The organism is Emticicia agri, assembly GCF_004168285.1.
In the GTDB taxonomy this organism is placed as follows: Bacteria; Bacteroidota; Bacteroidia; order Cytophagales; family Spirosomataceae; genus Emticicia; species Emticicia agri.
In genome coordinates, this window is record NZ_SEWF01000112.1 from 1 (window position 1) to 1,817 (window position 1,817).

Sequence of the window (1,817 nt, forward strand, 5' to 3'; positions counted from 1 at the left end):
TGATTTTAAGACTTGGCCTCAGCGAAGTCATGCTAAGAAATGGCTTCTTTTTCCACAGAACATAGGCAAATATTTATCCATCGATGAGACCAGTTTGTCTGATGGAGAACTTTATACTATTCTAACAAATAAAGCATCTAAAGGTAAAAAAGGCAGTATTGTTGCCATTATAGCGGGTACTAAGGCAGAAACGCTGATTGATGTGTTACAGAAAATTCATGTCAATCTTCGCAAGAAAGTCAGAGAGATTACCTTAGATATGGCTGCTAATATGGAATTAATTGCCAAAAGAACTTTCCCAAATGCTACCAGAGTTACAGACCGTTTTCATGTACAAAAACTAGCCACAGAGGCTTTACAGGAAATCAGAATCAAACACAGATGGGAAGCACTGGATGCTGAAAATGATGCTATTGAATTGGCTAAGAAAACCGATACAGAATATGTCCCCATAGTACTCTCCAATGGAGATACTATCAAACAGCTACTAGCCAGAAGCAGATATGTCCTTTACAAAAAAGAGAAAGACTGGACTGAAAACCAAAAGCAAAGAGCTACTTTATTATTCGACCTGTACCCTGACATTAAGCAAGCCTATGACTTAACCATGAGTCTTTCTCATATCTTTGAGAATACCAATGATAAGCTATATGGCCTAACAAGACTGGCTAAATGGCACGAGAAAGTAAGACAGGCTGGTTTTAAATCGTTCAATACAGTAGCCAGGTCAATTCAGAACCATTATAAAACGATTGTAAACTTCTTTGAGAATAGAAGTACTAATGCTTCTGCTGAATCTTTTAATGCTAAAATCAAAGCATTCAGAAGCCAATTCAGAGGGGTGAAGAATATATCTTTCTTTTTATACAGACTTACGCAAATCTATGCTTAGATGAAATAGTCATGATTTAATCTGACAGTTACGATTTATTTAGTAACTTAAAATTAAAGATTAAATCAAATGACAACACAGGCAAAAATCATCAAGAACAAGTTAGGAGTATTAGAACTTGCCAATGTTTTAGGCAATGTCTCAAAGGCTTGCAAGGTAATGGGTTATAGTCGAGATAGTTTCTATCGCTTCAAGGAACTCTATGAACAAGGTGGTGAATTAGCACTTCAAGAAATTAGTCGCAGAAAACCCATAGAGAAAAATCGGGTAGATACGTTAGTAGAAGAAGCCGTTGTCAAGATGGCATTGGACTTACCAGCTTATGGACAGCTAAGAGTATCAAATGAGCTAAAGAAACAAGGTATAGTTGTCTCTCCTGGTGGAGTACGTTCAATCTGGTTAAGACATGATTTAGCTACCTTTAAGAAACGTTTAAAAGCATTGGAAGCGAAGGTTAATCAGGAAGGAATTATCCTTACAGATGAGCAAATAACAGCCTTAGAAAGAGCCAAAGCTGAGAAACAGGCTCATGGAGAAATAGAGACACATCATCCGGGTTATTTAGGAGCACAGGATACGTATTACGTAGGTAATATTAAGGGAGTAGGCCATATTTATCAACAGACTTTTATAGATACTTATTCAAAGGTAGCTTTTGTTAAACTCTATGACCGGAAAAACGCTTTAGTAGCCGCTGATATGCTCAATGATAAGGTTATTCCTTTTCATGAGCAAAATCAGATTCGTCTACTAAGAGTTTTAACTGATAGGGGTACAGAATATTGTGGTAATAGGGAGCAACACGAATATCAATTATATTTGGCTATAGAAGATATTGACCATACTAAAACTAAAGCCAAAAGTCCTCAAACTAATGGTATATGCGAGCGTTTCCATCGTACTATTCAGGATGAATTTTATGCGG

The 1,817-nt window shown here is 36.7% G+C and carries 2 protein-coding genes; both read left to right on the forward strand.

Translation table 11 applies throughout. The features are described from left to right. A partial coding sequence (locus EWM59_RS27245; RefSeq protein WP_130024349.1) for an ISAon1 family transposase occupies nt 1-892 on the forward strand: 892 nt, incomplete at its 5' end. A gap of 69 nt (nt 893-961) precedes the next feature. Then, nucleotides 962-1,817: IS481 family transposase (locus EWM59_RS27250; protein WP_130021487.1), on the forward strand; the 856-nt coding region annotated here is incomplete at its 3' end.